This is a genomic window from Sphingomonas sp. GC_Shp_6 (assembly GCF_026540835.1).
Lineage (GTDB): Bacteria > Pseudomonadota > Alphaproteobacteria > Sphingomonadales > Sphingomonadaceae > Sphingomonas.
The window spans coordinates 1-22,906 of record NZ_JALNUO010000009.1 but is presented as its reverse complement, the minus strand read 5'-3'; the positions used below and the strand labels follow the sequence as shown (position 1 = coordinate 22,906).

At 67.5% G+C, this 22,906-nt stretch carries 18 protein-coding genes and 1 tRNA gene; 12 read left to right on the top strand and 7 right to left on the bottom strand.

Annotation, left to right across the window (positions count from 1 at the left end; translation table 11 throughout):
• Positions 1 to 148 precede the first annotated feature (148 nt).
• Positions 149 to 1,420 (top strand): Nramp family divalent metal transporter, encoded by a 1,272-nt coding sequence (locus tag OXQ95_RS11640; protein ID WP_267381671.1) that lies wholly within the window; start codon positions 149 to 151, stop codon positions 1,418 to 1,420.
• A 70-nt stretch (positions 1,421 to 1,490) separates the two neighbouring features.
• Entirely contained in the window at positions 1,491 to 2,519 is a 1,029-nt protein-coding gene (gene ada / locus OXQ95_RS11635) for a bifunctional DNA-binding transcriptional regulator/O6-methylguanine-DNA methyltransferase Ada (RefSeq protein ID WP_267381670.1), read from the top strand.
• Here the strand turns inward: ada and OXQ95_RS11630 are convergent.
• The gene (locus tag OXQ95_RS11630) at positions 2,498 to 4,060 is read right to left on the bottom strand and encodes a serine protease (RefSeq protein ID WP_267381669.1); all 1,563 of its coding nucleotides are present in this window, start codon (positions 4,058 to 4,060) and stop codon (positions 2,498 to 2,500) included. The two genes, ada and OXQ95_RS11630, sit on opposite strands and share 22 nt — an antisense overlap.
• 100 nt (positions 4,061 to 4,160) lie before the next feature.
• Between OXQ95_RS11630 and OXQ95_RS11625 the strand changes: the two genes are divergently transcribed.
• From OXQ95_RS11625 to OXQ95_RS11610, 4 genes are read left to right on the top strand one after another with little or no spacing between them, the layout of a single operon-like run.
• Complete coding sequence (locus OXQ95_RS11625; protein WP_242096751.1) at positions 4,161 to 5,687, top strand: CpaF family protein; 1,527 nt, start codon at positions 4,161 to 4,163, stop codon at positions 5,685 to 5,687.
• The gene (locus tag OXQ95_RS11620) at positions 5,650 to 7,230 is read left to right on the top strand and encodes a hypothetical protein (RefSeq protein WP_346731949.1); all 1,581 of its coding nucleotides are present in this window, start codon (positions 5,650 to 5,652) and stop codon (positions 7,228 to 7,230) included. The genes OXQ95_RS11625 and OXQ95_RS11620 overlap by 38 nt, the downstream gene beginning before the upstream one ends.
• Before the next feature lie 48 nt (positions 7,231 to 7,278).
• Positions 7,279 to 8,451, top strand: coding sequence for a hypothetical protein (locus tag OXQ95_RS11615; protein WP_267381668.1), 1,173 nt, complete (start codon positions 7,279 to 7,281; stop codon positions 8,449 to 8,451).
• Positions 8,448 to 9,947: a hypothetical protein gene (locus OXQ95_RS11610; RefSeq protein WP_267381667.1), complete on the top strand. Its 1,500-nt coding sequence runs from the start codon at positions 8,448 to 8,450 to the stop codon at positions 9,945 to 9,947. The genes OXQ95_RS11615 and OXQ95_RS11610 overlap by 4 nt, the downstream gene beginning before the upstream one ends.
• 4 nt (positions 9,948 to 9,951) lie before the next feature.
• On the opposite strand, the gene phaR is transcribed toward OXQ95_RS11610, so the two are convergent.
• The 4 genes from phaR to OXQ95_RS11590 all read right to left on the bottom strand — a co-directional run bounded on the left by phaR (position 9,952) and on the right by OXQ95_RS11590 (position 16,744).
• Positions 9,952 to 10,539, bottom strand: coding sequence for a polyhydroxyalkanoate synthesis repressor PhaR (gene phaR, locus OXQ95_RS11605; RefSeq protein WP_242096746.1), 588 nt, complete (start codon positions 10,537 to 10,539; stop codon positions 9,952 to 9,954).
• Positions 10,540 to 10,701: 162 nt separating this feature from the next.
• Positions 10,702 to 13,950, bottom strand: coding sequence for a TonB-dependent receptor (locus OXQ95_RS11600; protein ID WP_267381796.1), 3,249 nt, complete (start codon positions 13,948 to 13,950; stop codon positions 10,702 to 10,704).
• 109 nt (positions 13,951 to 14,059) lie between these two features.
• The gene (alr, locus tag OXQ95_RS11595; protein WP_267381666.1) at positions 14,060 to 15,118 is read right to left on the bottom strand and encodes an alanine racemase; all 1,059 of its coding nucleotides are present in this window, start codon (positions 15,116 to 15,118) and stop codon (positions 14,060 to 14,062) included.
• 42 nt (positions 15,119 to 15,160) lie between these two features.
• Positions 15,161 to 16,744 carry an MFS transporter gene (locus OXQ95_RS11590; RefSeq protein ID WP_267381794.1) on the bottom strand — a complete coding sequence of 528 codons (1,584 nt, stop codon included), beginning with the start codon at positions 16,742 to 16,744 and terminating at the stop codon, positions 15,161 to 15,163.
• 179 nt (positions 16,745 to 16,923) lie between these two features.
• Here OXQ95_RS11590 and OXQ95_RS18820 point away from each other — a divergent pair, with 179 nt between their 5' ends.
• Complete coding sequence (locus OXQ95_RS18820; protein ID WP_267381665.1) at positions 16,924 to 18,831, top strand: methyl-accepting chemotaxis protein; 1,908 nt, start codon at positions 16,924 to 16,926, stop codon at positions 18,829 to 18,831.
• A 15-nt stretch (positions 18,832 to 18,846) separates the two neighbouring features.
• On the opposite strand, the gene OXQ95_RS11580 is transcribed toward OXQ95_RS18820, so the two are convergent.
• Entirely contained in the window at positions 18,847 to 19,395 is a 549-nt protein-coding gene (locus OXQ95_RS11580) for an AAA family ATPase (protein ID WP_267381664.1), read from the bottom strand.
• Positions 19,396 to 19,585: 190 nt separating this feature from the next.
• Between OXQ95_RS11580 and OXQ95_RS11575 the strand changes: the two genes are divergently transcribed.
• The 4 genes from OXQ95_RS11575 to purQ all read left to right on the top strand — a co-directional run bounded on the left by OXQ95_RS11575 (position 19,586) and on the right by purQ (position 21,786).
• Positions 19,586 to 19,960 carry a response regulator gene (locus OXQ95_RS11575; protein ID WP_242096742.1) on the top strand — a complete coding sequence of 125 codons (375 nt, stop codon included), beginning with the start codon at positions 19,586 to 19,588 and terminating at the stop codon, positions 19,958 to 19,960.
• A 148-nt stretch (positions 19,961 to 20,108) separates the two neighbouring features.
• Positions 20,109 to 20,888, top strand: coding sequence for a phosphoribosylaminoimidazolesuccinocarboxamide synthase (purC, locus tag OXQ95_RS11570; RefSeq protein ID WP_267381663.1), 780 nt, complete (start codon positions 20,109 to 20,111; stop codon positions 20,886 to 20,888).
• Positions 20,888 to 21,118, top strand: a complete 231-nt coding sequence (gene purS, locus OXQ95_RS11565; protein WP_242096740.1) for a phosphoribosylformylglycinamidine synthase subunit PurS — start codon at positions 20,888 to 20,890, stop codon at positions 21,116 to 21,118. Before purC ends, purS begins: the two co-directional genes overlap by 1 nt.
• Positions 21,118 to 21,786, top strand: a complete 669-nt coding sequence (gene purQ / locus OXQ95_RS11560) for a phosphoribosylformylglycinamidine synthase subunit PurQ (protein WP_242096739.1) — start codon at positions 21,118 to 21,120, stop codon at positions 21,784 to 21,786. Before purS ends, purQ begins: the two co-directional genes overlap by 1 nt.
• Here the strand turns inward: purQ and OXQ95_RS11555 are convergent.
• The gene (locus tag OXQ95_RS11555; RefSeq protein ID WP_242096738.1) at positions 21,783 to 22,526 is read right to left on the bottom strand and encodes a queuosine precursor transporter; all 744 of its coding nucleotides are present in this window, start codon (positions 22,524 to 22,526) and stop codon (positions 21,783 to 21,785) included. The genes purQ and OXQ95_RS11555 overlap by 4 nt on opposite strands.
• A gap of 60 nt (positions 22,527 to 22,586) precedes the next feature.
• Between OXQ95_RS11555 and OXQ95_RS11550 the strand changes: the two genes are divergently transcribed.
• Positions 22,587 to 22,663: transfer RNA gene (locus OXQ95_RS11550), tRNA-Arg, on the top strand.
• Positions 22,664 to 22,906: the final 243 nt, after the last annotated feature.

Below are 22,906 nucleotides of genomic sequence, written 5' to 3'. Positions count from 1 at the left end.
GCGACGGGATGGCGCGAAACCGCGCTTGTCGAATGGTGGCCGGCGGTTAGCATCGGCCCCGCGGGGATGCAAGCGGATCGGCCATATCGCTGCCGCGCGGCTGATCGAGGCCAAGGCGGCACGCGCCTGATCCGGTTAAAGGAAGAGCATGAGCGATCCCCTTCCTTCGTCGCACGGCGGCCTGCTCCGGCGGCTCGGCACCGGGATCATCACCGGCGCCGCGGACGACGATCCGTCCGCGATCGGCACCTATGCGAGCGCCGGCGGGAAGTTCGGCCTGGGATTCCTCTGGATCGCGCCCCTGCTGCTGCCGATGATGTATGTCGTCACCTATCTGTCGGCAAAGCTCGGGCAGGTCTACGGCAAGGGGCTCTTCGCGATCATCCGCGATCGCTATCCGCGCGGGCTGCTGTTCCCGCTGATGGCGGGCGCGTTCGTCGGCAACATCATCGAGGCGGCGGCCAATCTGGGCGGCATGGGCGCGGCGATGGGGCTGCTGGTGCCGATCCCGATCCCGCTGATCGTGGTGGCCGCGGCCACAGGCATCGCGCTGTTCCAGCTGCTCGGTTCCTATGCGCTGATCCGCACGATCTTCCAGGGGCTGACGCTCGCGCTGTTCGCCTATGTCGCTGCCGCGCTGCTGGCGAAGCCCGATTGGGGCGCGGTGCTGCACGCCACCTTCGTGCCGCACGTCGCGTTCACCAGCGACATGCTGGCGATGGTGGTGGCGTGCATCGGCACGTCGCTGTCCGCCTATGTCTATACCTGGCAATCGAACCAGGAGGTGGAAGAGCAGATCGAAGCGGGCCGCACCACGCCCGAACAGCGCAAGGGCGCGACGCGGGCCGAGCTTCGCCATGTGCGGCGCGACGTGCTCACCGGCATGATCTTTTCGAACGTCATCCTCTATTTCATCATCCTGTCGACCGGCGCCACGCTCCACGCGAACGGCCAGACCGATATCGCGAGCGCGGCGCAGGCGGCGCAGGCGCTCCAGCCGCTGGCGGGGCCGGCCGCCAAATATCTGTTCGCGCTGGGCGTCGTCGGCGTCGGCTTTCTCGCCGTGCCGGTGATGACGACGGGCGCGGCCTATGATCTGGTGCAGGGCCTGGGGCGCACCGGCGACCTCAACACCCCGGTGCCGGGCGCGAAGCTCTTCTACGGTACGATCGTGGGCGTGACGGTGCTGGCGGTGGGGCTGAACTTCCTCGGCTTCAATCCGATGCGCGCGCTCGTCTGGTCGGGAATCGTGCAGGGATTTTCGGTGCCGCCGCTGCTGCTCATGATGATGCTGATGACCAACGATCGCGCGGTGATGGGCGCGCAGACCAATGGCTGGGTGACGAACCTGCTGGGCGGCGCGACGGTGCTGGCGGCGTTCGCGGCGACGGCGTGCCTGGTGGTGAGCTGGTGCCGCTGACGGGCGCCCGCAGAGTTCGAACGCAAGCCGCGGGATGCGGTAAGCGGCGGGAGCGCGTACACCGCCGTACATGATCGACGCCGATACCGCCTGGACCGCCTTCGCCGCCCGCGACCGGAGCGCGGACGGCCGCTTCGTCGTCGCGGTGACGACCACCGGCATCTATTGCCGCGCGAGCTGCCCCGCGCGCCGGCCGCTGCGCGCGAACGTCGTGTTCCATCCCGATCCCGCCGCCGCCGAAGCCGCCGGGTTCCGCGCCTGCCGCCGCTGCACGCCCGATACCTTGGCAAGGGACGCGCGTGCGGTGGCCGAGGCGGTCGCGGCCCTGGCGGACGGCCCGATCCCGCTCGATGCGCTGGCCGCGCGCGTCGGCTATGCGCCGCATCATTTCCAGCGGCTGTTCACGCGCGCGACCGGCGTCAGCCCCGCCGCCTGGGCGCGCGGCGTGCGGGCCGCGCAGGTGGCCGAGACGCTCACCGAGGAGACGAACGTGACCGATGCGATCCTGGCGGCCGGCTATGCCGCGCCCAGCCGCTTCTACGACGATGGCGCGAAGCGACTGGGCATGAGCCCCAGCCTGTGGGTGCGCGGCGGTGCCGGCGTCGCCATCCGCTGGACGATAGCGGCCACCGGCCTGGGCCCACTGCTAATCGCCGCCACGGCGAAGGGCCTGTGCCGCGTGGCGTTCGACGAGGATGCCGATGCGCTCGTCGCCCGCTTCCCCGCCGCCACGATCGAGCCGGGCGACGAAGCGCTCGCGACGCTGGCCGCCGACGTCGTGGCCGTGGTCGAAAGGCAGGCCCCCGGCGCCGCGCTGCCGCTCGATATCCGCGGCACCGCGTTCCAGGAGGCGGTGTGGCGCACGCTCGCCACCATACCGGCGGGCGAGACGCGCAGCTATGCCGAGCTCGCCGCTCTGGCGGGCAACCCGCGCGCGGTGCGCGCCGCGGGCAGCGCGTGCGGCGCGAACCCGGTGGCGGTGATCGTCCCCTGCCACCGCGTCCGCCGCGGCGACGGTGCGCTCGGCGGCTATGCCTGGGGCGTCGCGCGCAAGACCGCATTGCTGGCGCGCGAGCGTCAGCGTTTCGAGCAGGAATAGACCAGCTTTTCGTTGGGGAGCGGCGGCAGCGTGGCGCGGATCGCCTCCTGCTGTTGCGCGATCCGGCTCGCGACCTGCGGATCGGCGCTGCACGCCCGGCCCTGCACCGGCCCCCTTGCCGCGCGCGCCGCCGCCATCCCCGCCTCCGACATCAGATAGCGCGTGTCGGAATAGATCCGCGTCGCCGGATCGAAGCGCAGCGCGGAGATCGTCTGGACGTCGTCGGGCACCACCAGCCGCTCCCAGCGCGTGCCGTTGGCGGCGAACTGGGTGCGCCCGTCCGCGCACCCGCCCTGCCCCCAGCTCAGCGCGACGTCGGTGCCGGGCGAGACGGTCAGCCGGCTGCGCTCGGGGATCAGCGTGCACGTCATCGCGCCCAACGCCGTATCGGGCGCAGGCGACCCGATCGTCGACGCGCGCGCCTCGGCCGGCACGGTGACGTCGCCCGAGGGGCGTGCCAGGAACACGATCACCGCCGCCAGCATGCCGAGCGCGCCCGCCACCGCCGTCCAGATCGCCGCACGGCGCCGGCCCCGCAATTCGAGCAGCCCCGCGCCGCCGATCGTCAGCGCCCCCGCCACCAGCAACAGCCCGGCCAGCGCCATCACGTTTTCCCGCCCGCGCTCCGCCGCATTGCGCGCCTTGGCCAGCGCATCCTCGCGCGCCATCGCCGCGTGCGTGGCCGCGTCGTGCCGCGCCGTCGTGGCATCGGCGATGCTGCGCGCATCGGCCTCCGCATCCTGGCGCAACCGGTCCTCGATCGAGGTGCAGGCCGTCCCGATCGCGGCATAAGGCTGTTTGGCGGCGCCTAGGAACCGCGCCAGCTCGCTCTCCGCGATCGCGAAACCGAAATTCGAATCACCCTGTTCACCCTGCGTGATCGCCGAATTGACACCGATCACCCGACCGCAGCGATCGAGCAGCGGCCCACCCGAATTGCCGCGCGCGATGCTGGCGGTGTGGAGCAGCACGTCGACGCCGCTGAGGCTGCGTCGCGCCGAAAAGCCGCCCTCGGAGCGCACCGGCGAGACGGGATGGATATAGTCCGCCGCCGATTGCGCGGTCGCGACGTCGACATTGCCGGGATAGCCGAGCGCCACCACCGCATCGCCCTCGCCCACCGGCCCGGTATAGAGCGCCGCGGGCGGCAGCGTGCCGCCCTTGAACTCGATCAGCGCCAGATCGGTATGCGCGTCATAGGCGACGACATGGCCCTGATAGGATTTCGCGCCCTCGGACGGCACCACGCCGATCACGACATTGGCCGGATAGCGTTCCGCCAGTTCGACGACATGCGCGTTGGTGACGATACGGTTGGGCGCGACCGCGAAGCCGCTGCCATGGCCGAAGCCCACCACCTGCCCATCCACCACCGCGATCGTCACCACGCGCACGACCCCGCGCGCGGTCGCGCCGATATCGTCGGCATGGGCAGGCCCGGGAAGGAGCGCGAGGAGCAGGAGAAACGCCAGGCTCGCCCATGTTCCCCGGCGGGGGCCTGCCCCAGGGCAAGCGGATCGGATGAGCAAGGCCAGGCGCATCCCACCGACCTATCGTTCGCACGCCGCGGCGCCAAGCATTGTGGTTAGGCAATTCTTGAAACTTACGCCCTAACCCGGCTGCGACCATGAGGGACAAGGCATGAGCGCGTTCGGGCGTCGAAATGGAGCGGGTGGGCAGCCGGTACGGCCGGCCTTTGGCGTGGCGCGGCCGATGCAGGGCGGCGCCCCGGCGCGGCCCGAGCCCGAGGGTGGCAGCCAGTTTCCGCCGCTCGACACGCTGCCGATGCCCGGCGAAACCGAAGCGCCGATGGGCAACATGCCCGGCACCGCGATGGATGCGATGCAGCGGCTGGCCGATCGTCAGGCCGCGAGCGCCGACTCGGGCAGCAGCAAGAACGAGGGTTTCGAGAACTCGATCCACAAGATCAAGGAACAGGTCCTCCCCCGCCTGCTCGAACGCGTCGATCCGGAAGCCGCGGCGACGCTCGGCAAGGACGAGCTGGCCGAGGAATTCCGCCCGATCATCGGCGAGGTGCTCGCCGAACTGAAGCTGACGCTCAACCGGCGTGAACAGTTCGCGCTGGAAAAGGTGCTGGTCGACGAGCTGCTGGGCCTGGGGCCGCTCGAGGAGCTGCTCGCCGATCCCAACATCACCGACATCATGGTCAACGGCCCCGAGCAGACCTATGTCGAGCGCAAGGGCAAGCTGGAGCTCGCGCAGGTCCAGTTCCGCGACGAGGAGCATCTGTTCCAGATCGCGCAGCGCATCGTCAATTCGGTCGGCCGGCGCGTCGACCAGACCACGCCGCTCGCCGATGCCCGCCTGAAGGACGGCAGCCGCGTCAACGTCATCGTGCCGCCCCTGTCGCTTCGCGGCACCGCGATCTCGATCCGTAAGTTCTCCGCCAAGCCGATCACGCTCGACATGATGGCGGGCGGCGGATCGATGAGCCCCAAGATGGCGACCGCGCTGAAGATCGCCGGCGCCAGCCGCTTCAACGTCGTGATCTCGGGCGGCACCGGCTCGGGCAAGACGACGATGCTGAACGCACTCTCCAAGATGATCGACCCCGGCGAGCGCGTGCTGACGATCGAGGACGCGGCCGAGCTTCGCCTGCAACAGCCGCATTGGCTGCCGCTCGAGACGCGCCCCGCCAACCTTGAAGGGCAAGGCGAGATCAGCATCCGCGATCTCGTGAAGAACGCGCTGCGTATGCGCCCAGACCGCATCATCCTCGGCGAAATCCGCGGCAGCGAGTGTTTCGACATGCTCGCCGCGATGAACACGGGTCACGACGGATCGATGTGCACGCTCCACGCCAACTCCCCGCGCGAGGCGCTGGCCCGCATGGAAAACATGGTGATGATGTCGGACATCAAGGTGCCCAAGGAAGCGATCAGCCGCCAGATCGCCGATTCGGTCGAGCTCATCATCCAGGTAAAGCGCCTGCGCGACGGCTCGCGCCGCGTCACCAACGTGACCGAGGTGATCGGCATGGAGGGCCCGGTGATCGTCACCCAGGAGCTGTTCAAGTTCGAATATCTCGACGAGAGTGCCGACGGCAAGATCATCGGCGAATATCGCTCGATGGGCCTGCGCCCCTATACGCTCGACAAGGCGCGCCAATATGGCTTCGACCAGGCGTATCTCGAGGCGTGCCTGTAAGGGCGCGAGGATGCGTGCTTCCGCTGCCACCCGACGGGAGATGCAGCCGTCGCCAAGGTCGCGTCGGGCGCGCAGAACGCTGTCCGGAATAGCGCGGCATCCGCTACCGTTCATCATCGCGCTTGCGCTGGCGTTGCGCATCGCGAGCGCGGCGATGCCCGTGATCGCGCATCCCGACGAAATCTACCAATATCTCGAACCCGCGCATCGCCTGCTTACCGGCGAAGGGATCGTCACCTGGGAATGGCGGCTCGGCATGCGGAGCTGGCTGCTTCCCACGCTGCTTGCCCCCGCCCTCGCCTTGGGCGGATGGATCGCGCCGGGCGCTGCGCTGCTGCTGCCGCGGCTGCTGGTGGCGATCGTCTCGCTCACCATCCCCCTGGCGGCTTGGGCGATCGGCCTGCGGACCTCGACCCTGCACGCCTTCCTCGCCGCGCTGGTTGGCGCGACTTGGTTCGAATGCGTCTATTTTGCCGGCCGCACGCTGTCCGAGCCGCTCGCGGCGGCGGCCATCCTGCCGGCGGCGGTGCTGGTCACGGCCAAAGCGCCCCGCACCCCTTCGCTGGTCGCCGCCGGCGCGCTGCTGGGCTTCGCCGTGCTGCTGCGGCCGCATTATGCGCCGGCCTGTATCGTCCTGGTCGGCATGGCCATGGGAAGGCGCCTCTTCGATCGGTCGCCGCCGCTGGTCGCGGGCGCGCTCATCGCCTTCATGGTCGGTGCGACGGTCGACCTCGCCAACGGCGCGCCTCCCTTCGCGTGGGTGATCGCGAATTTCCACGCCAACATCGTCGAGCACCGCGCCGACGCTTACGGCATAGCCCCGCCTCTCACCTATGTGGCGTGGTTCGAGCAGATGTGGAGCTGGTGGGGAATCCCCATGCTGATCGCGCTTCGCTGGGGCTGGCGTCACAGCCCGCCGCTGCTCGCAATGGCGCTGGTCAATCTCGCCATCCACATGGTCATCGGACACAAGGAATACCGGTTCGTGTTCCTGTCGGGTACGGTGTTCGTGATCCTGGCGGCGCTCGGTACGGCTGATCTGGTGCGGCTCGCGCAGCGGCGCGTGCCCGGGCCCCTGCTTCCCGCCGTCGCTATCGCCGCCTGGATGCTCGCCTCGCTTGCCCTGTTTTCGGACGCAACGATGCTGCGCTTTCGGGAATCCGGCCGTGCGGGGACCTTGTTGTTCGCCGAAGCCGCCGAACGCGACGCTTGCGGCGTCGCGCTGTACGAGCATCCCAGCTTCGTCGAAGTGCCCGGCAGCGTGGCGCTGCCGCCGAACAGCGCCGTCCATCTCTTCACCCGCCGCGACCGGACGGTTGCCAGGATCGGCCTGCCGCTGGCGCTCGCGCGTGGCCACCGGTCCTATAACATGATCCTTGCCGGCATTACGCAGGCGCACGCGATGCCGGCGGGGTATAGCCGCATCCGATGCGTGACCGACGCCACCGAACCCATGTGTCTGTTCGTGCGGGCGGGCGAATGCGTGAATACCCCGCGATCACCGACCTTGGCCAACCACGTGCTCGCTCGCCTGTCGATCTGACCGACCAGCAGTAGCCGCCGCCGCCCGATCCGGCTACGCACACCGGCGATGATCCGGCTGTTCCTCCCGCTGTGCCTGTTGCTCCTGGGAGCGGCGCCCGGCGGATCGGACGGCGTGGTGCGGCTGGCGATCGACAGCGAGCAGCGCTGGGTGCCATTCGATCTCACCCCCGGCAACCAGATCCGCTTTCGCCTGACGCTCGACGGCCGGCTGCTGACCGGCATTCTCGACACCGGCGTCAGCTATTCGGTGCTGGCCAGGGCGTCGCCCGCCGCCGATCCCGCGCGCGTGCTGAGCGGCGGCAGCGCAACCGCGATCGGCGGCGCGGTGGCGGTCGGCTGGCTGCCTACCGATCGGCTCGCCTTTGGCGGGCTGGTGCGCACCGGCGGCGGCGCGAGCGTCGCGGCGCTGCCCGCGATCGCCACCGGCAGCGCACAGCCGGTCGACATGCTGATCGGGCGCGACGTGCTCGCGGGCACGGCGCTCGACATCGATTATGCCAACAAGCGCTTCCGCCTGTTGCGGTCGGGCCGGATGCCGTTCACCGGAGCCAGCGCGCCGCTCGCCATCTCGCCAGGGCGTCATGTCTATGAAAGCGCGCTCGCGATCGACGGGCGCGTGCTGGCGCCGATGGTGGTCGACACTGGCGACGGGTCCGCGATCACGCTCTCCGCGCTGGCCTGGCGCCGCGCGGCGGTGGCGGGCGTGGCCACCACCAGCGCGATCTCGTTCGGGCTGGCAGGCCCCATCGTCAGCGGGCTGGCGATCGTGCCCCAGGTGTCGCTCGGCGACGGCGACGCCCATGACGTCGAGGTGCGGATCGAGCCGCAGGGCGGTTTCTCGCAGGCGATCGGCGTGGCCGGGCGGATCGGATCCGGGTTTCTCCAGCGCTATCGCGTGCTGCTCGATCCGGGCGCCGGACGCATGGTGCTGAGCCGCAACACGGCGGTGGATCCGCCCCCCCTGCGATCGACCAGCGGCCTGTTGCTCGGGCTGGAACAGGATCGGCTGAGGGTCCTCCACGTCATGCGCGGCGGACCCGCCGCCGCTGCCGGATGGGCAGCGGGCGAAACGATCTGCGCGATCGACGGCCAGCCGGTCGCCGCGGATTATGCGACGAGCCCGATGGCGGCCTGGTCGGTCGGCGCGCCCGGCACCCGGGTGGCGCTCACGCTGTGCGACGGTACGCGACGCGGGCTGACGCTGGCGCATTTCTATTGAGCGGCCGGGGTCCCCACCTGCTGCGCCGCGGTGCGCAGGATCATCTTCGCGGCGGTGCGGCGGCGCTGTTGCTGCTCGCGGTGCTGCTGCGCGCGTGGGATTTCGGCAATCCGGTGATCCATGTCGACGAGCAATATTATCTGCTCGTCGGCGACCGCATGCTGCACGGCGCGGTGCCCTATGTCGACATCTGGGATCGCAAGCCGATCGGGCTGTTCCTCCTGTTCGCCGCGATCCGGCTGCTGCCGGGCGACGGCGTGCTGGCTTATCAGCTCGCCGCCTGCGCCGCTGCGGCGGTGACCGCGATCGTGGTGCGGCAGGCCGCCCGGACGCTGGGCGCGCGCGACGTCGGCGCGGTGGCGGCGGGCGCGGCGTATCTGATCGGGCTGTCGCTGCTCGGCGGACGCGGCGGCCAGGCGCCGGTGTTCTACAATCTGCTGATCGCACTGGGCGGCTGGTGGGTGTTGCGGCTGCCGCGCCTCGCCGAGCGGCACCGTACCGGCGCGATCGTGGCGAGCGGCCTGGCCACCTGCCTGCTGGCCGGCGTGGCGATCCAGATGAAATACACGCCCGGCTTCGAAGGCGCGTTCTTCGGCTGCGCGCATCTCTGGGCGCTCCGCCGTGCGGGGGCGCGGTGGCGCGTGATGGTGCCGGCCGCGCTTCTGTGGATGCTGGCGGGCGCCGGCCCGACGATCGCCGCGATCGGCTGGTACGCCGCGCACGGCGCCTATGCCGCGTGGCGCTTCGCCAATGTCGATTCGATCGGCCTGCGCGCGGGGTATCCGGCGGGCGAGCTCGCGATGCGGCTGCTCGGCATCGGGGCGCAGCTTGCGCCGCTGATGATCGGGGCGGGGCTGGCCTGGCGCTGGCGGCCCCGCGCCGGCGCGCGGGCCGGTGCGGCGCGGCTGGCCTTGCTGTGGCTCGCCGCGGCGCTCGCCGGCTTTTTCGCGATCGGCACCTTCTTCGATCATTACGCGCTGCCGCTGCTCGCCCCGCTCGCGGTCGCGGCCGCACCCGCGCTCGGCCGCGCGCCGCGGCTGCTGGTGGCGACGCTCGGGCTGATGCTCACGCTCTTCGCGGTCGAGCGCGCCTTCCTGCCCGCCGACGGACCGAACGCGCGCGCGGTGGCGGCGGTGGTGAAGGCCAATTCGGGCGGCGACTGCCCCTATGTCTTCATCGGCGACACCGCGACCTATCTGCTGGCCGACGCCTGCCTGCCGACCGCCTATGCCTTTCCCAACCTGCTCGCCTATACGACCGAACGCGGCGCGACCGGGATCGACGAGGGCGCCGAAGTGCGCCGCATCCTCGCCACGCGGCCGCCGGTGATCGTCACCTCGACACGCGTGCTGTCGATCTGGAACCCGGCCAGCCTGTTCGCGGTGAAGGCCGCGCTCGCGCGCGATTACCGGCTGGTGTTCGCGCGGCCGCGCGCCGGCTGGCGCACCCTCGTCTATCTGCGCCGCGACCGGCCCTACCGCGCACCGCGGCCCTGAACGCTCAGCCGAGCTTGTCGACCTTGGCCTTCAGGCTGGCGAGTTCGGCCTTGAGATCGGCGATCTCGGCATCCTTGGAAGCGGGCGCCGCGCCGCTCCCCATGCCCGTGCCGGCATGCCCGGCCGCGCCGCCCTCGGGCTTGAACGCCTTGGTCGCGGCATCGAGCATCGCCATGTTGCGCTTGGCCATCTCGGCCAGCGGCGTGCCCGCGAAGGGCCCCTGCGCCAGCGCGCCCTCGACGGCCGACTTAAACTGTTCCTGGTTGCGGCGAAAGCTTTCCATCGACGCTTCGAGATAGCCCGGCACCATCGCCTGCATGGAATCGCCGTACATCGCGATCAATTGGCGCAGGAAATTCACCGGCAGCATCGTCTCGCCGCGGCTTTCCTCCTCCATGATGATCTGGGTGAGGATGGTGTGGGTGATGTCCTCGTCGGTCTTGGCGTCGACCACCTTGAAGTCGCGCCCCTCGCGCGTCATCGCCGCCAGATGCTCGAGCGTGATGTAGGACGACGTCTCGGTGTTGTAGAGCCGGCGATTGGCGTATTTCTTGATGACGACCGGCCCCACTCCGGCATTCTGCTTCTTCATGGCAGCCCCCCCCCCACGGTGATTTGGGACGACGCTAGGCGTTCCGATCCCGCACCGCAACATGATCGGGTGGTGCGCGGTCGTTCGTCGTCATCGTCCGCTGATGCGAAAAGGGCCCCGCACCTTCGTACGAGGCCCCCCCGAATCGGGATCGGATCGCGATCAGAACTTCGCGGTCGCCGTCACCGAGAAGCGGCGGCCATAAAGATCGATGTAGCTGTTCGGGTTCGCGAAGCCCAGATAGTTCTGGTACTGCTTGTTGCCGATGTTCAGCACCGCAAAGGTCAGCCGGAACTTGTCGTCCACGCTGAGCCAGACCGAACCGTCCACCGTGACATAGGGGTTCAACCGGTTGAACTCGCGAAGATCGGTCGACAGGGCGGTGCGGGTAGCGATCTGCTTGCCGACGTAATTGGCCGAGGCGCTGATACCGCCCACGCGATCGATCGAGAGGGAGTTGTTGCTTTGGAACTGGAATTTGGGATCGCCGAAGATGCCGTCGGTCCGCTGCGGCACCACACCCGTAGTATCGACCAGACGACGGTTGACGTAGAAGATCGTGTTGTCCGTCGTGAAGCGACCGGGAAGATGGAGTCCATCCATACGGACGCTGTAGGTGATCTTGCTCTGAATTCCCGAGAAGTAGATGCGGTTGCCGTTGACATAGCCGCTGCTCACGCCCGGGTTGGCCTGATCCACGATGATCTGCCCACCACGATCACCGCCATTGGCTGCCGTGCCGCCCTGCCCGGTGGCATAGCGCCGGAGCTGCGAGCAGAACTGGTTGCCATTGGCAGGATTGGTGACGTCGAACGTGGTATTGTCGAAGCACGCCGAGGCGATCTGGGCGACGGTGAGGCTGGTGATCGGATTGGCAATCCGGATATCGACGTAATCGACCGTGACCGTCAGACCCGGAATCCAGCGCGGCTGGAAGACGCCTCCGAAGCTGTAGCTCCGCGAGACCTCGTTCTGCAGCGTCGGGTTGCCGCCGTTGATGCCGGGAACCGTTGCGTTCGCAGCATCCAGCGGTGTCGCGTTCGGATATGCCGCCAGGAAGGCGGTGCAGTTGCGCGTGCGAATGGCGGGAGCGGATCCCGCGCCGATCGCACCGGGCGCGCACAGATCGGGCACCGTCACGAACGATGTGGAGCGCGGCAGGAACAATTCGGTGATTGCCGGTCCGCGGAACGATTTGGTATAATCTCCGCGGAAGATCAGATCGGGGATGAAGCCGATCCGGCCACCAGCCGACCAAGCGAAAAATCCGCCATTGACGGTGTTGTCGACATAGCGAGCGCTGCTCTCGATCTCGAGAACATTGAGGTATCGAAGACCATTGGATGGCTGAACGATCGGCAAACTGACTTCGCCGAATAATTCGTCGACATTATAGCTGCCCCGGGTAGGCGCGATCGCCACCGAACGGCCAAGACCAGCCTGCTGGAAGGCGTCAGGCGTGAACTTGCCGTCCTCCTCGCGATGCTCGTAGCCAATGTTGAACCCGTAATCGTTGCCGAACAGCGTGAACGGGCTGCCGCCGACGTTCGCGACGAAATCCTTCTGCTGGAGCAGACTGACGGTATGCGTATTCTGGATGATGTACGCGCGTGCCGCGGCACTGGGCGCGCCCGTGCCGAAGAGGTTCAGCGGAACGCAGCCCGGGTCCGCCATCGCAGTGCCACCCGGCGCTGCCTGAACGGTGGGGGTAGGATTGCAGACGATCTGTCCGGCCGCATTCGTGGTTACGTTCACCGCATTGATGAAGTGCTGCGCATTCAAATCCTGGCCATAATCGTCCACCTGCGTACGCCCGTAATTGGCATAGGCGTCATAATAGAAGCTGTGGCCACCGACCTTGAAGTCACCCTTCGCCCCAAATACCGCGCGGGCGAGGTTGGTGTCCGAACGGCCGGATGTATCGGCAAGATCGTCGGAGGCACGTGAGAGCTGGAACCGTGTCACACCCAGCGCCGCGAGTTGCGCCTTCGCCTGCGCGCTGAGGAAGGGGTTGGTGGATAGGAATGTGAGCTGCGCGCTCGTACCGCCAAAGAGGCTTGCATTATAGGTCGGCTGGCGAACGAGCTGATCGCCGCGCGAGCGGAAATACTTGCCCTCGAAATAGAATTTGAGCGCATCGGCGGCGTCATAGTGAAGGAACAGATCGGCGGTATCGCGGCGCAAATCGCTCGTCACCTGCGAATAGGGGAACAGGCGATAGCCATCCCCGCCCGAGGCGTAGGGCGACGCGAACACGATGCCCTTGTTGAACGGGACGAGGTTACCGCTCGCATCAAACTGATAGTTGTTGACCGCGGCCGCCACACGATTGGCCGTCGTGAACGTCGCGCCTCGCGACGCGTCCGTAACCACGCCACCCGTCGTCAGCGTGTAAAGAGTACGGTCGCGGACGACCAGCGAGCCTGGAAATCCGTCCGTAGCCGAATCGTTATAGCCGAATCCCGTATTGATGCGGCCGTCGTTCAAAGACGTGATGCCTGCAGCGGTTCGCCCGAAGGCAGCGGCCTGTGCCGACGTTGGGTTGGTAACCGAACCGACGCCCGCGCGAAGGAAATCGCGGTCGCTATACAGAAACCCTTTTTGCGAATCATGGGTGTAGGCGGCTGTAATGTTCAGCCGGCCATCCAGAAAATCATGGCCCGCTAGAGCCGCAACATTGTAGCGAAATCCGTCGCCCGCCTCGTTGATGCCGGACAAACCGGTGACCGTCAGCCCCTTGTAGCGGTCACGAAGGATATAGTTGACCGTGGCGCCGATCGCATCGGAGCCGTACACCGTCGCACCGCTGATCGAAACGTTCTCGGCATGATCGAGGAGGATCGACTGGATGGCGTTCACGTCGACCTGAGAACCGGCCGAACCCTGGTTGAACAGCGTGTTGGGATTGGATGTGACGAAGCGGCGGCCGTTGACGAGCGTCAGCGTCCGGTTCGAACCCAGGTTGAAATTGTTGATGAAGTTCACGCCCTGCCCGAACGATCCCTGCGCACCGTTCGGCGTGATCGATCCACGAACGCCGGGCTGCGTGTTGATCGCGTCCGCCACGTTGGTGAAGCCGCGTTCTTCGAGATATTCACGGCCGGTTATGGTGATCGGCGTCGTCGAACTGACATTAGGACGGCGGATGCGTGAGCCGGTGACGACGACATCATCCGTGCCCCGCTCATTGGCGCGGGTCGAACCATCGGCGTTGACCGCGACGTCGGATGCCGCCCCGGACGACGTCGGCGGCTCCGAATTGGTTTCATCAGGCTTGCACGTCACCGTGGCGGACGGCGTGCAAAGCGGCGAAGCGGTCTGCGCATCCACGGCCATTGGCGCGGCAGCGGTCAAGATGGCCAAAACGGACGCGCGGCAACGCAGCGAGTGACGCATTTGTGTATCCCCCATGAACAATCTGTCAGAAGGATTAAGGTTGCCATTTCACGGATGCGACAGAAAAATTACACTTTGTTCATTTTCGCGTCACGCTGTTGCATCGCAGCAACATTCGTCAGGATCAGTCGTGCTCGATGAACGATCGTTCCAATCTCCCCCCCAAAGACGTCATCAGCTCATATTGCGACATACCCGACGCGGTCGCCGCCTCTGGCAGCGCGAAGGCCAGATCGACCCAGTCGCCTTCTGCCAGGGCCGCGGCCGCGCCGACGTCGATCATCAGCAGGTCCATCGAGACGCGACCGATCACAGGACAGGGGGCGCACCCCGCCAGCGCGACGCCGCGGTCGGAGAAACCGCGGAAATAGCCGTCCGCATAGCCGATGTTCAGGATCGCCACTTCGGTGGGCGCCGGTGCCGTCCAGGTGGCGTTGTAGCCGACCGTCTCGCCCGGCGCGACGCGACGGCGTTGCAGCACTTGCGCCTGCGGATAGGCCACTTGGCGAATGCGTCCGGCGAATTCGGCCCGCGGCACGCCGCCGTACAGCGCGAGGCCCGGTCGCGTCAGGTCGAAGGCATAGTGCGGGCCGAGCGCGATGCCGGCCGAATTGGCGAGGCTCATCCGCCGCGCGCCGGTTACGCCCGCCAGCGCGGCGAAGGCGGTGCGCTGGCGTTCGTTCATCGCCGAATCCTCGTCGGCGCAGGCGAGATGGCTCATCAGCGTCTCGACCGCGAGCCCCGCGATCAGGCCGCCGCGCACCTCCTCGACCGACACGCCGAGCCGGTTCATGCCGGTATCGACCATCACGTCGCACGCGCCGCCGCCCGCCGCACGCCACCGCGCGACCTGCTGCGCGGTGTTCAGCACCGGCCGCGCGAACCCTGCACGCGCAGCGGCCATGTCCTCGTCGCGGACCCCGTGCAGTACCGAGACCGACAGGCCGAGCGGCGCCAGCGCCTGCGCCTCGCCCCAGGTGGCGACGAAGAAATCGCGCGCGCCCGCCGCCGCCAGCCGCGCCGCGACGGCGGTAGCGCCGAGACCATAACCATCCGCCTTCACCGCCGCGCCGCACGCGGCCGGGCCGCTCATCGCCGCCAGCGTGCGCCAATTGTCGATCAGCGCGGCACCATCGAGACGCAGGCGCAGGGGTGAGGAGATGGGGGCAAGGGAGATCGGCATCACCGCGCCGCGGTAGGCCCCGCGCGCCGCCCGGTCGAGCGGCTATCGGCCGTGCGTGCGCTCGTCGAGCCCGAACAGCGTCACCACCAGCGCCATTCCCACCACCGCGATCGTGTACCACAGCCCGGCGAAGGGATCGCCCGTCCGCGCCACGATATATTGGCTGACCAGCGGCAGGAAGCCGCCGAAATAGCCGGTGCCGATATGATAGGGAATCGACAGCGAACTGTAGCGGATCGCGGGGGGGAACATTTCCGCCAGGAGCGCCGCCACCGGGCCGTAGGTGATGCCCGACAGCGCGCCCAGCGCAAGGATCGCGATCAGGATCGCCACCAGATTGCGCGGCGGCGGAGTCACTTTCGCCAGATCATAGCCCGCCCCGGCCAGCGCCCGGTCCAGCCCCGCGGGCGACAGGTCGCCCACGGGCACGCCACCGATCGTCACCACGGTCGCCGGGGTGGTGCGCTTGGTATAGGCGACGCCCTTCTTGGAGAAATAGTCGAGCAGCCGCCCGCAGGCATCGGCTTGCTGCGCGGCGAACGGGCTGTAGCGGCAGGCCGGCCCCGACACCACGACGGGCGCGGCCCGCGCGGCTTGCGACAGCGCGGGATTGGCGGCCGCGCCGATCGCCCAGAAGATCGGGAAGAGCAGCACGATCGTCAGCGCATAACCGATGACGATCGGCCGCTTGCGCCCGATCCGGTCCGACAGCCGCCCGAACGCGACGAACCACACCAGCCCCATCAGCGCGCCCGCGCCGACGATCAGTTGCGCCGTCGTCTCCTCGACGCGCATCGTACCCTGCAGGAACGACAGCACGGTGAACATCGCGGTGTACCAGATCACCGTCAGTCCCGCCGCGATGCCGAACAGCGCGACCAGCATGCGCTTCAGATTGCCCGGATGCGTGAAGCTCGCCGCGATCGGGTTGCGCACCCGCTCGCCCGCGGCGCGCATCGCGACGAACACCGGGCTTTCGGAAAGCTTCAGCCGCATCCAGAGCGACACCGCCAGCAGCAGCAGCGAGAAGAGGAACGGGATCCGCCATCCCCACGCATCCCACATCCCTACCGGCGCCATGGCCTTGGTAACCAGCACGACCGCGAGGCTGAGGATGAATCCGCCGACGACGCCCGCCTGGATGAAGCTGGTGTAGAAGCCTGCCTTGCCCGGCGGCGAATGTTCGGCGACATAGATCGCAGCTCCGCCATATTCGCCGCCCAGCGCCAGCCCCTGCGCAATGCGCAGCAGGATCACGATCGCGGGCGCCGCGAGGCCGATCGCCGCGGCAGACGGCACCAGCCCGACGCATGCGGTGGCGATCCCCATCAGCGCGATCGTGACGAGAAATGTGTATTTGCGCCCGAGCCGATCGCCCAGATAACCGAAGAGCACCGCGCCGAGGGGGCGGAACCCGAACCCCACCGCAAAACCCGCCCAGGCGAGCAGCGTCTGCGCGATGGGGCTGCCGGCGGGAAAGAAGGTCCGCCCGATGATGCCGCTGGCGGCCAGCGTGCCGTAGATGAAGAAATCATACCATTCGAACACGGTGCCGAGCGCGGAGGCGGTGATGACCAGACGGATGTCGGCCCGCGTGGGTGCCCCCCCGCCCTGCCGTGCGGCCATCGTCCCCTGCGCCACGCCCGTCTCCTTATCCGCGTCGATGTTTAGCGGCATCGCGCCGGCCGGCAAGGCGGAGCGCGGCGCGCCACCGCTCGGGCGGAGCCGTTCCCGATCGATCCACCGCCGAACCCGGCGCTGCTGCGGCAAAATATATATTAACTCTGGTATGTTAGGCCGAGTACGTGACCGTTTCGTCTCCCGCCCTGCTCCGGCGCTTCAAGCCTGGCCTGCACGATCTGCGTGGACCGCGCTTCGCGGTCACGATGCCGTTGCTCGCGATGGCGGGGATCGCCCTGCTCAGTTCCGCCGTCGTGATCGCGTTCCTCATCACGCATGCGAACCTCGACGCCAATATGCGCGCGGCCTCGACGATCCACGGTGCGGTCGACCGCGAACGATCGCGGATCAGCAACGAGACCTTCATCAACTCCCATTGGAACGACGCCGCCAGCCACGTCTATGGGACGATGGACCAGAGGTGGATCCAGTCCAATTACGGAACGCCGATCGCGCGCAACTATATTCTCGATGCCCGCGGCCACACGCTGTTCGGCCATCTGCCGAAGCCGAACGTGCCGCCGCTCGACCGGATGATCTCGCCTTCGACGATGGCGCAGTTGCTCGCGCGCATCCCCGCCACCGAACAGGCGGTGCGCAAGAGGAACGACGCGACGGTGCTCCTCACCCGGTTCGGCAAAATGCCCGCGTTGATCGCATTCTCGCCGATCGTGCGCGAAGATGGAGCGGCGCAGTTCGATCGCCACAACTATCGCATCTTCGTCGACATCCGCCTCCTCGATTCCAGCCTCCTGCACGAATGGTCGAGCGGCTTCGGCCTGCCCGACCTTCGCCGCTTGGCGCCCGACGATTCCGACCCGTCCGACGCGCAGACCGACCTGACCGATTGGAGCGGGCACGTCGTCGCCACGCTGACCTGGAGCCGGCTGACGCCCGGGTTCGAATCCTTCTATGCGATCCTGCCGCTGATCGCCGGCTGCATCCTGATCTTTCTGGCGATCACCGCCCTGCTGATCCGCCGCGTGCTCGGCCTGAACACCCGGTTGGAAGACAAGTCGCGCTCCGCCGAACGCGCCGCTCGCGAAGAGCAGGCGGCGCGCCTCGAAGCCGAAAACGCGCTGGCGGAAGTGCGCCGCGCCCGCCGCGAAAGCGAGGAACAGGTGCTGCGGCGCGTGGAGGCCGAGGAACGGCACCGTGCGGCCATGATCGCGGCGTCGTGCGCGGTGGCCGACGGGCTTGAAGACGATATTGCCTCGTTGATCGACAGCCTGCGCATGTCGGCGACCGAACTGGATGCCAGTGCCGACCGGACGCTGTCCAACATCGTCGAGCAGCAGAAACAGGCGGAGACCGCGCAGACGATCTCCGCGCATACCAGCGAGGTGACGTGCACCATGCTGGACCGGCTGCGCACGATCGCGGCGAGCGTCGAATCGGTCGGCGATGCCGCGCGTCATTCAGCCGAGATGATGATCGAAGCGGCGCGCCATTCGACGACCGCGCAGGCGGCGAGCGAGACGCTGAGCCGCAGCGTCGCCTCGATCCAGCAGGCCTCGCTTCATATCAGCGGGATCAGCCGCGCGACCAAGCTGCTGGCGCTGAACGCCACGATCGAGGCGGCGCGCGCGGGCGAGATGGGGCGCGGCTTCGCGGTGGTGGCGCAGGAGGTGAAGAGCTTTTCGCAGCAGGCCGCGCGCACCACCGACCAGATCGCCGAACGCATCCGCGACATCACCCAAGCCTCGGATTCGGCGGCGGGCGTGAGCAACACCCTGGCCTGCGCACTCGAAGCCGGACGGACGTCGGCCACGCAGACGATCGAGATCACCCGGCATCAGCACAGCACCAATGACGAGCTTCAGGGCATGATCGCCCTGCTCGAGGGTGCCACGCTCGAAACCCGCGAAGCCCTCACCGCGCTCGACGGCAGGTTCGCCCAGACCGCCAGCGTGGCCAACCAGACCCGCCTGATCGGCTCCGACATCCGCGCCCGCACCGAGAGGCTGCAGCAGGAATGCGGCCGGATCATCGCGAAATTGCGCGCCACGATGGGCGCAGCGGAACTGGGCTGAGCGCTAGGCGGCGGCTCAGGAGGCGGAACCACGGCGACGCGGGCTCAGGCCGTTCAGACGATAGAAGTCGGCAAGCGCATGGGCGGAGGCGAGCCTCACCTTCGGCAGGCCGACCGCGCGGAATTGCTGCTCATAGCGCCGTCGATTGGTCCTTGTGGTGACCGCGATATGGCGGATCATACCCCATTTCACGCTGTCTCGGCCGCCCTCGAGCCCGCCGCGCCGGTCATGCTCGATCCAGCAGCGCCGCAAATACCGGCACAGACTCGCCACGGTGCCGATGTCGAGCAGGATGAAACCCGTCGCACGTTCCAGTCGCTGCGGAAGCAATCGCGAATAATTGCCTTCAATGACCCAGTGCGCGCCCGTGATCGCCGCATCGTGAAGTGCCGCGAATTCGGCTGCCGGTCGCGGCACCCAATCGGTATGCGGCAGATGGTGAAACTGATCGAGATGAACCACGGGCAGCGCCTGTGCGTGCGCGATCGCCGCCGCCAGCGTGGACTTGCCGCTGTTGGATGGCCCCATGATGCAGATGCGCGGGCCGAGATGGTCCAAGGTCATAAGCGCCCCTTACCGCGCTCCATTACCTCCTACAAACATGTCGGCTCGCCTGCCCGAAACCGCGGGATCGCGCGCTTTTGCGGGATCGAACCGGGTCCACGCCCGTTCGGCCTTTCCAACGCGCGTCTCTTTTCCACGAACATCGCCCGGCCGTTGCGGCCGCGTCCGGGCTGCAGCAGGAGCCACGACCATGGCATCGGACGTACCCCAACTCGAACGGTCGATCCTGGTGGTCGACGACGAACCGATGATCCGCCTGAACCTCGCGGATTTTTTCGAGGACGAGGGTTATACCGTCTATGAGGCGAGCGACGCCGACGCCGCCATCGCCATCCTCCAGGCCAATAGCGGCGTGCGGATCGTGCTGACCGATATCCAGATGCCGGGATCGATGGACGGCGTGAAGCTCGCCCATTTCATCGCCGAACGCTTTCCGCCTTCGCTGCTGATTGTCGCGTCGGGGGCGCTTCGCCCCTCCGCTGCGGAACTGCCGCCGCACACGATGTTCATCGCCAAGCCGTTCGACCCGCGGCGCGTGCTCGACGAGATCGAGCGGCTGGCCTGAGACCGCGGCGGAGAGAATGATGCGCACGCCGCATCCTCTCGCTCTCCGCGCGATTGCACCCCTTGCGGGCTTCCCTTATAGCCCGCGGCCATCCCGTCGCCCGCGCCCGCGCGAACGCGACCGCTCATTCCTATCAGGGGACCGCTTGATGGCTCGCCGCCGCCAGATCTACGAGGGCAAGGCCAAGATCCTCTATGAGGGGCCCGAACCCGGCACGCTGATCCAGTATTTCAAGGACGACGCGACCGCGTTCAACGCCCAGAAAAAGGGTACGATCAACGGCAAGGGCGTGCTGAACAACCGGATCAGCGAACATGTCTTCACGCTGCTCGACATGATCGGCGTGCCGACGCACTTCATCCGCCGGCTGAACATGCGCGAACAGTTGATCCGCCAGGTCGAGATCGTGCCGATCGAGGTCGTGGTGCGCAACGTCGCGGCCGGATCGCTGTCGAAGCGTCTCGGGATCGAGGAAGGCACCAAGCTGCCGCGCACGATCATCGAATATTATTACAAGGACGATGCGCTCGGCGATCCGATGATCTCCGACGAGCATATCGCCGCCTTCGGCTGGGCCAGCCAGGAGGAGATGCACGACATCGCCGATCTGGCGATCCGCGTGAACGATTTCCTCACCGGCCTGTTCGCCGGCTTCGGCATCCGGCTGGTCGACTTCAAGCTCGAGTTCGGCCGCATCTGGGATAACGACTACGGCCGCATCATCCTGGCCGACGAGATCAGCCCGGACGGTTGCCGGCTGTGGGACATGGACACCAACGAGAAGATGGACAAGGACCGCTTCCGCCGCGATCTCGGCGGCGAGGCGGAGGCCTATCAGGAGGTCGCACGGCGCCTGGGGCTCCTGCCCGAGGGCGAGGACGGCGCGGTTCTCGATCTGGAAAAGCACCGCAAGACCCGGGGTAAGTGATGAAGCTGAAGGTTTTCGTGACGCTCAAGCCCGGCGTGCTCGATCCGCAGGGCCGCGCGATCCATCATGCGCTCGGCAATCTCGGCTTCGAGGGCGTGTCGGACGTGCGCCAGGGCAAGCTGATCGAGCTGGAGGTCGCCGACGGCACCGACGACGCGACGATCGATTCGATGTGCCGCAAGCTGCTCGCCAACACCGTGATCGAGAATTACCGGGTGGAGCGCGCCTGATGAAGACCGCGGTCGTCGTCTTTCCCGGCTCCAATTGCGACCGCGACATCGCCGTCGCGCTCGAACGGGTCACGGGTACGAAGCCCGTCATGGTCTGGCACGGCGACAGCGACCTGCCGGACGGCGTCGGCCTGGTCGCGGTCCCGGGCGGCTTCTCCTATGGCGACTATCTGCGCTCGGGCGCGATTGCGGCGCGTTCCCCGATCATGCGCGCGATCGTGGAGGAGGCGGGCAAGGGCCTGCCCGTCCTCGGCGTCTGCAACGGCTTCCAGGTGCTGACCGAGGCGGGGCTGCTGCCGGGCGCGTTGATGCGCAACGCCGGGCTGAACTTCGTCTGCCGCGACGTGGCGCTCACCGTCGGCAACGCGCAATCGGCCTTCACCAGCCGCTATGACGAGGACGAGCGGATCGTCTTCCCGGTCGCGCATCATGACGGCAATTATTTCGCCGATGCCGACACGCTCGACCGGCTGGAAGGCGAAGGCCGTGTCGCGCTGCGCTATGCGGAGGACGTGAACGGCTCGGCGCGGCAGATCGCCGGCCTGCTGAACGCGGCGGGCAACGTAATCGGCATGATGCCGCATCCCGAGCGCCGGATCGAGGACGCGCATGGCGGCACCGACGGCCGGCGCCTGTTCGAGGGGCTGCTGGAGGCAGTCGCCGCCTAGACGCGCGTACGGAACGGGTTGAAATCGGTGTGGGTGTCGAACACGTCCACGCCCTCCCGCCGCTTGAGGAAGCCGACCACCGCATAGGTGAACGGGGTGAGCAGCACTTCCCAGCCCACCTTCAGCACGAACTGGCTGGCCATCACCATCGCGAGCGCCTCCACCGGCCAGTCGGCCGCACCATAGAAGGCGAGCGGATAGAAGATGGCGCTGTCGATCGCCTGCGCCACCACCGTGCTGCCGATCGTGCGCGTCCAGAGCATCCGCCCCCCGGTCCAGATCTTCATCCGGGCGAGCACGAAGCTGTTCGCGAACTCGCCCGCCCAGAAGGCGCAGACACTGGCCAGCACGATGCGCGGCACCTGCCCGAACACGCTTTCATATGCGGCCTGCCCCGTCCATCCCGCGTCCGGTGGCAACGCGACCACCACCCATGACATCAGCACCATGAACAGCATCGCGGCGAACCCCGCCCAGATGCAGCGCCGCGCATTGGCATAGCCATAGACCTCGGTGAGGATGTCGCCGATGACGTAACTGACCGGAAAGAACAGGATGCCCGCGCCGAACGGCCACGCCCCGATCCAGGGCAGCACGATCACCGCGCGCTTGCCCGCCCCGATCACGTTGGAGAGCAGCAACACGACGACGAACGCGGTCATGACGAATTCGAAATAGCGGAACCGTCCCCCCGCCACCTCGCCGGCGGCGACCGCCCGCATTCCCTGCCCGCTATCCATGCGGGCCGGTATGATCCCGGTTCCGTCCCCACGCAATCCGCGCTAATCGCATGTCCGCGCGCGCCCGTAGCTCAGATGGATAGAGCACGAGCCTTCTAAGCTTGTGGTCGCTGGTTCGAATCCAGCCGGGCGCGCCAACGGTTTGTCCTTCAGCAGTAAGGTTGCACCGATTTTTCGTTTCGCGCACCGCGGCTCTCTGTCCTTCGTCAGGAAGGATGCGCGGCTTAATCACGAGCCTTGCAAGCAACTCGCCATCACACGCTCGCCGCACGTGGGCTGACACAACCATGGTCATGGGCACAGCGTGTCGTTCGACACAAATCGACTGGACGCTGATGAACGTCCTGGCTCAGGGCCGGCGCGTAAATCACTACCGGCTG

What these genes read in the sequence shown, in the direction of transcription:
- OXQ95_RS11640 (WP_267381671.1), top strand. Translation starts at nt 149, where the DNA reads ATGAGCGATCCCCTTCCTTCGTCGCACGGCGGCCTGCTCCGGCGGCTC.
- ada (WP_267381670.1), top strand. Translation starts at nt 1,491, where the DNA reads ATGATCGACGCCGATACCGCCTGGACCGCCTTCGCCGCCCGCGACCGG.
- OXQ95_RS11630 (WP_267381669.1), bottom strand. Translation starts at nt 4,060, where the DNA reads ATGCGCCTGGCCTTGCTCATCCGATCCGCTTGCCCTGGGGCAGGCCCC.
- OXQ95_RS11625 (WP_242096751.1), top strand. Translation starts at nt 4,161, where the DNA reads ATGAGCGCGTTCGGGCGTCGAAATGGAGCGGGTGGGCAGCCGGTACGG.
- OXQ95_RS11620 (WP_346731949.1), top strand. Translation starts at nt 5,650, where the DNA reads ATGGCTTCGACCAGGCGTATCTCGAGGCGTGCCTGTAAGGGCGCGAGG.
- OXQ95_RS11615 (WP_267381668.1), top strand. Translation starts at nt 7,279, where the DNA reads ATGATCCGGCTGTTCCTCCCGCTGTGCCTGTTGCTCCTGGGAGCGGCG.
- phaR (WP_242096746.1), bottom strand. Translation starts at nt 10,539, where the DNA reads ATGAAGAAGCAGAATGCCGGAGTGGGGCCGGTCGTCATCAAGAAATAC.
- OXQ95_RS11600 (WP_267381796.1), bottom strand. Translation starts at nt 13,950, where the DNA reads ATGGGGGATACACAAATGCGTCACTCGCTGCGTTGCCGCGCGTCCGTT.
- alr (WP_267381666.1), bottom strand. Translation starts at nt 15,118, where the DNA reads ATGCCGATCTCCCTTGCCCCCATCTCCTCACCCCTGCGCCTGCGTCTC.
- OXQ95_RS11590 (WP_267381794.1), bottom strand. Translation starts at nt 16,744, where the DNA reads ATGGCCGCACGGCAGGGCGGGGGGGCACCCACGCGGGCCGACATCCGT.
- OXQ95_RS11580 (WP_267381664.1), bottom strand. Translation starts at nt 19,395, where the DNA reads ATGACCTTGGACCATCTCGGCCCGCGCATCTGCATCATGGGGCCATCC.
- OXQ95_RS11575 (WP_242096742.1), top strand. Translation starts at nt 19,586, where the DNA reads ATGGCATCGGACGTACCCCAACTCGAACGGTCGATCCTGGTGGTCGAC.
- purC (WP_267381663.1), top strand. Translation starts at nt 20,109, where the DNA reads ATGGCTCGCCGCCGCCAGATCTACGAGGGCAAGGCCAAGATCCTCTAT.
- purS (WP_242096740.1), top strand. Translation starts at nt 20,888, where the DNA reads ATGAAGCTGAAGGTTTTCGTGACGCTCAAGCCCGGCGTGCTCGATCCG.
- purQ (WP_242096739.1), top strand. Translation starts at nt 21,118, where the DNA reads ATGAAGACCGCGGTCGTCGTCTTTCCCGGCTCCAATTGCGACCGCGAC.
- OXQ95_RS11555 (WP_242096738.1), bottom strand. Translation starts at nt 22,526, where the DNA reads ATGGATAGCGGGCAGGGAATGCGGGCGGTCGCCGCCGGCGAGGTGGCG.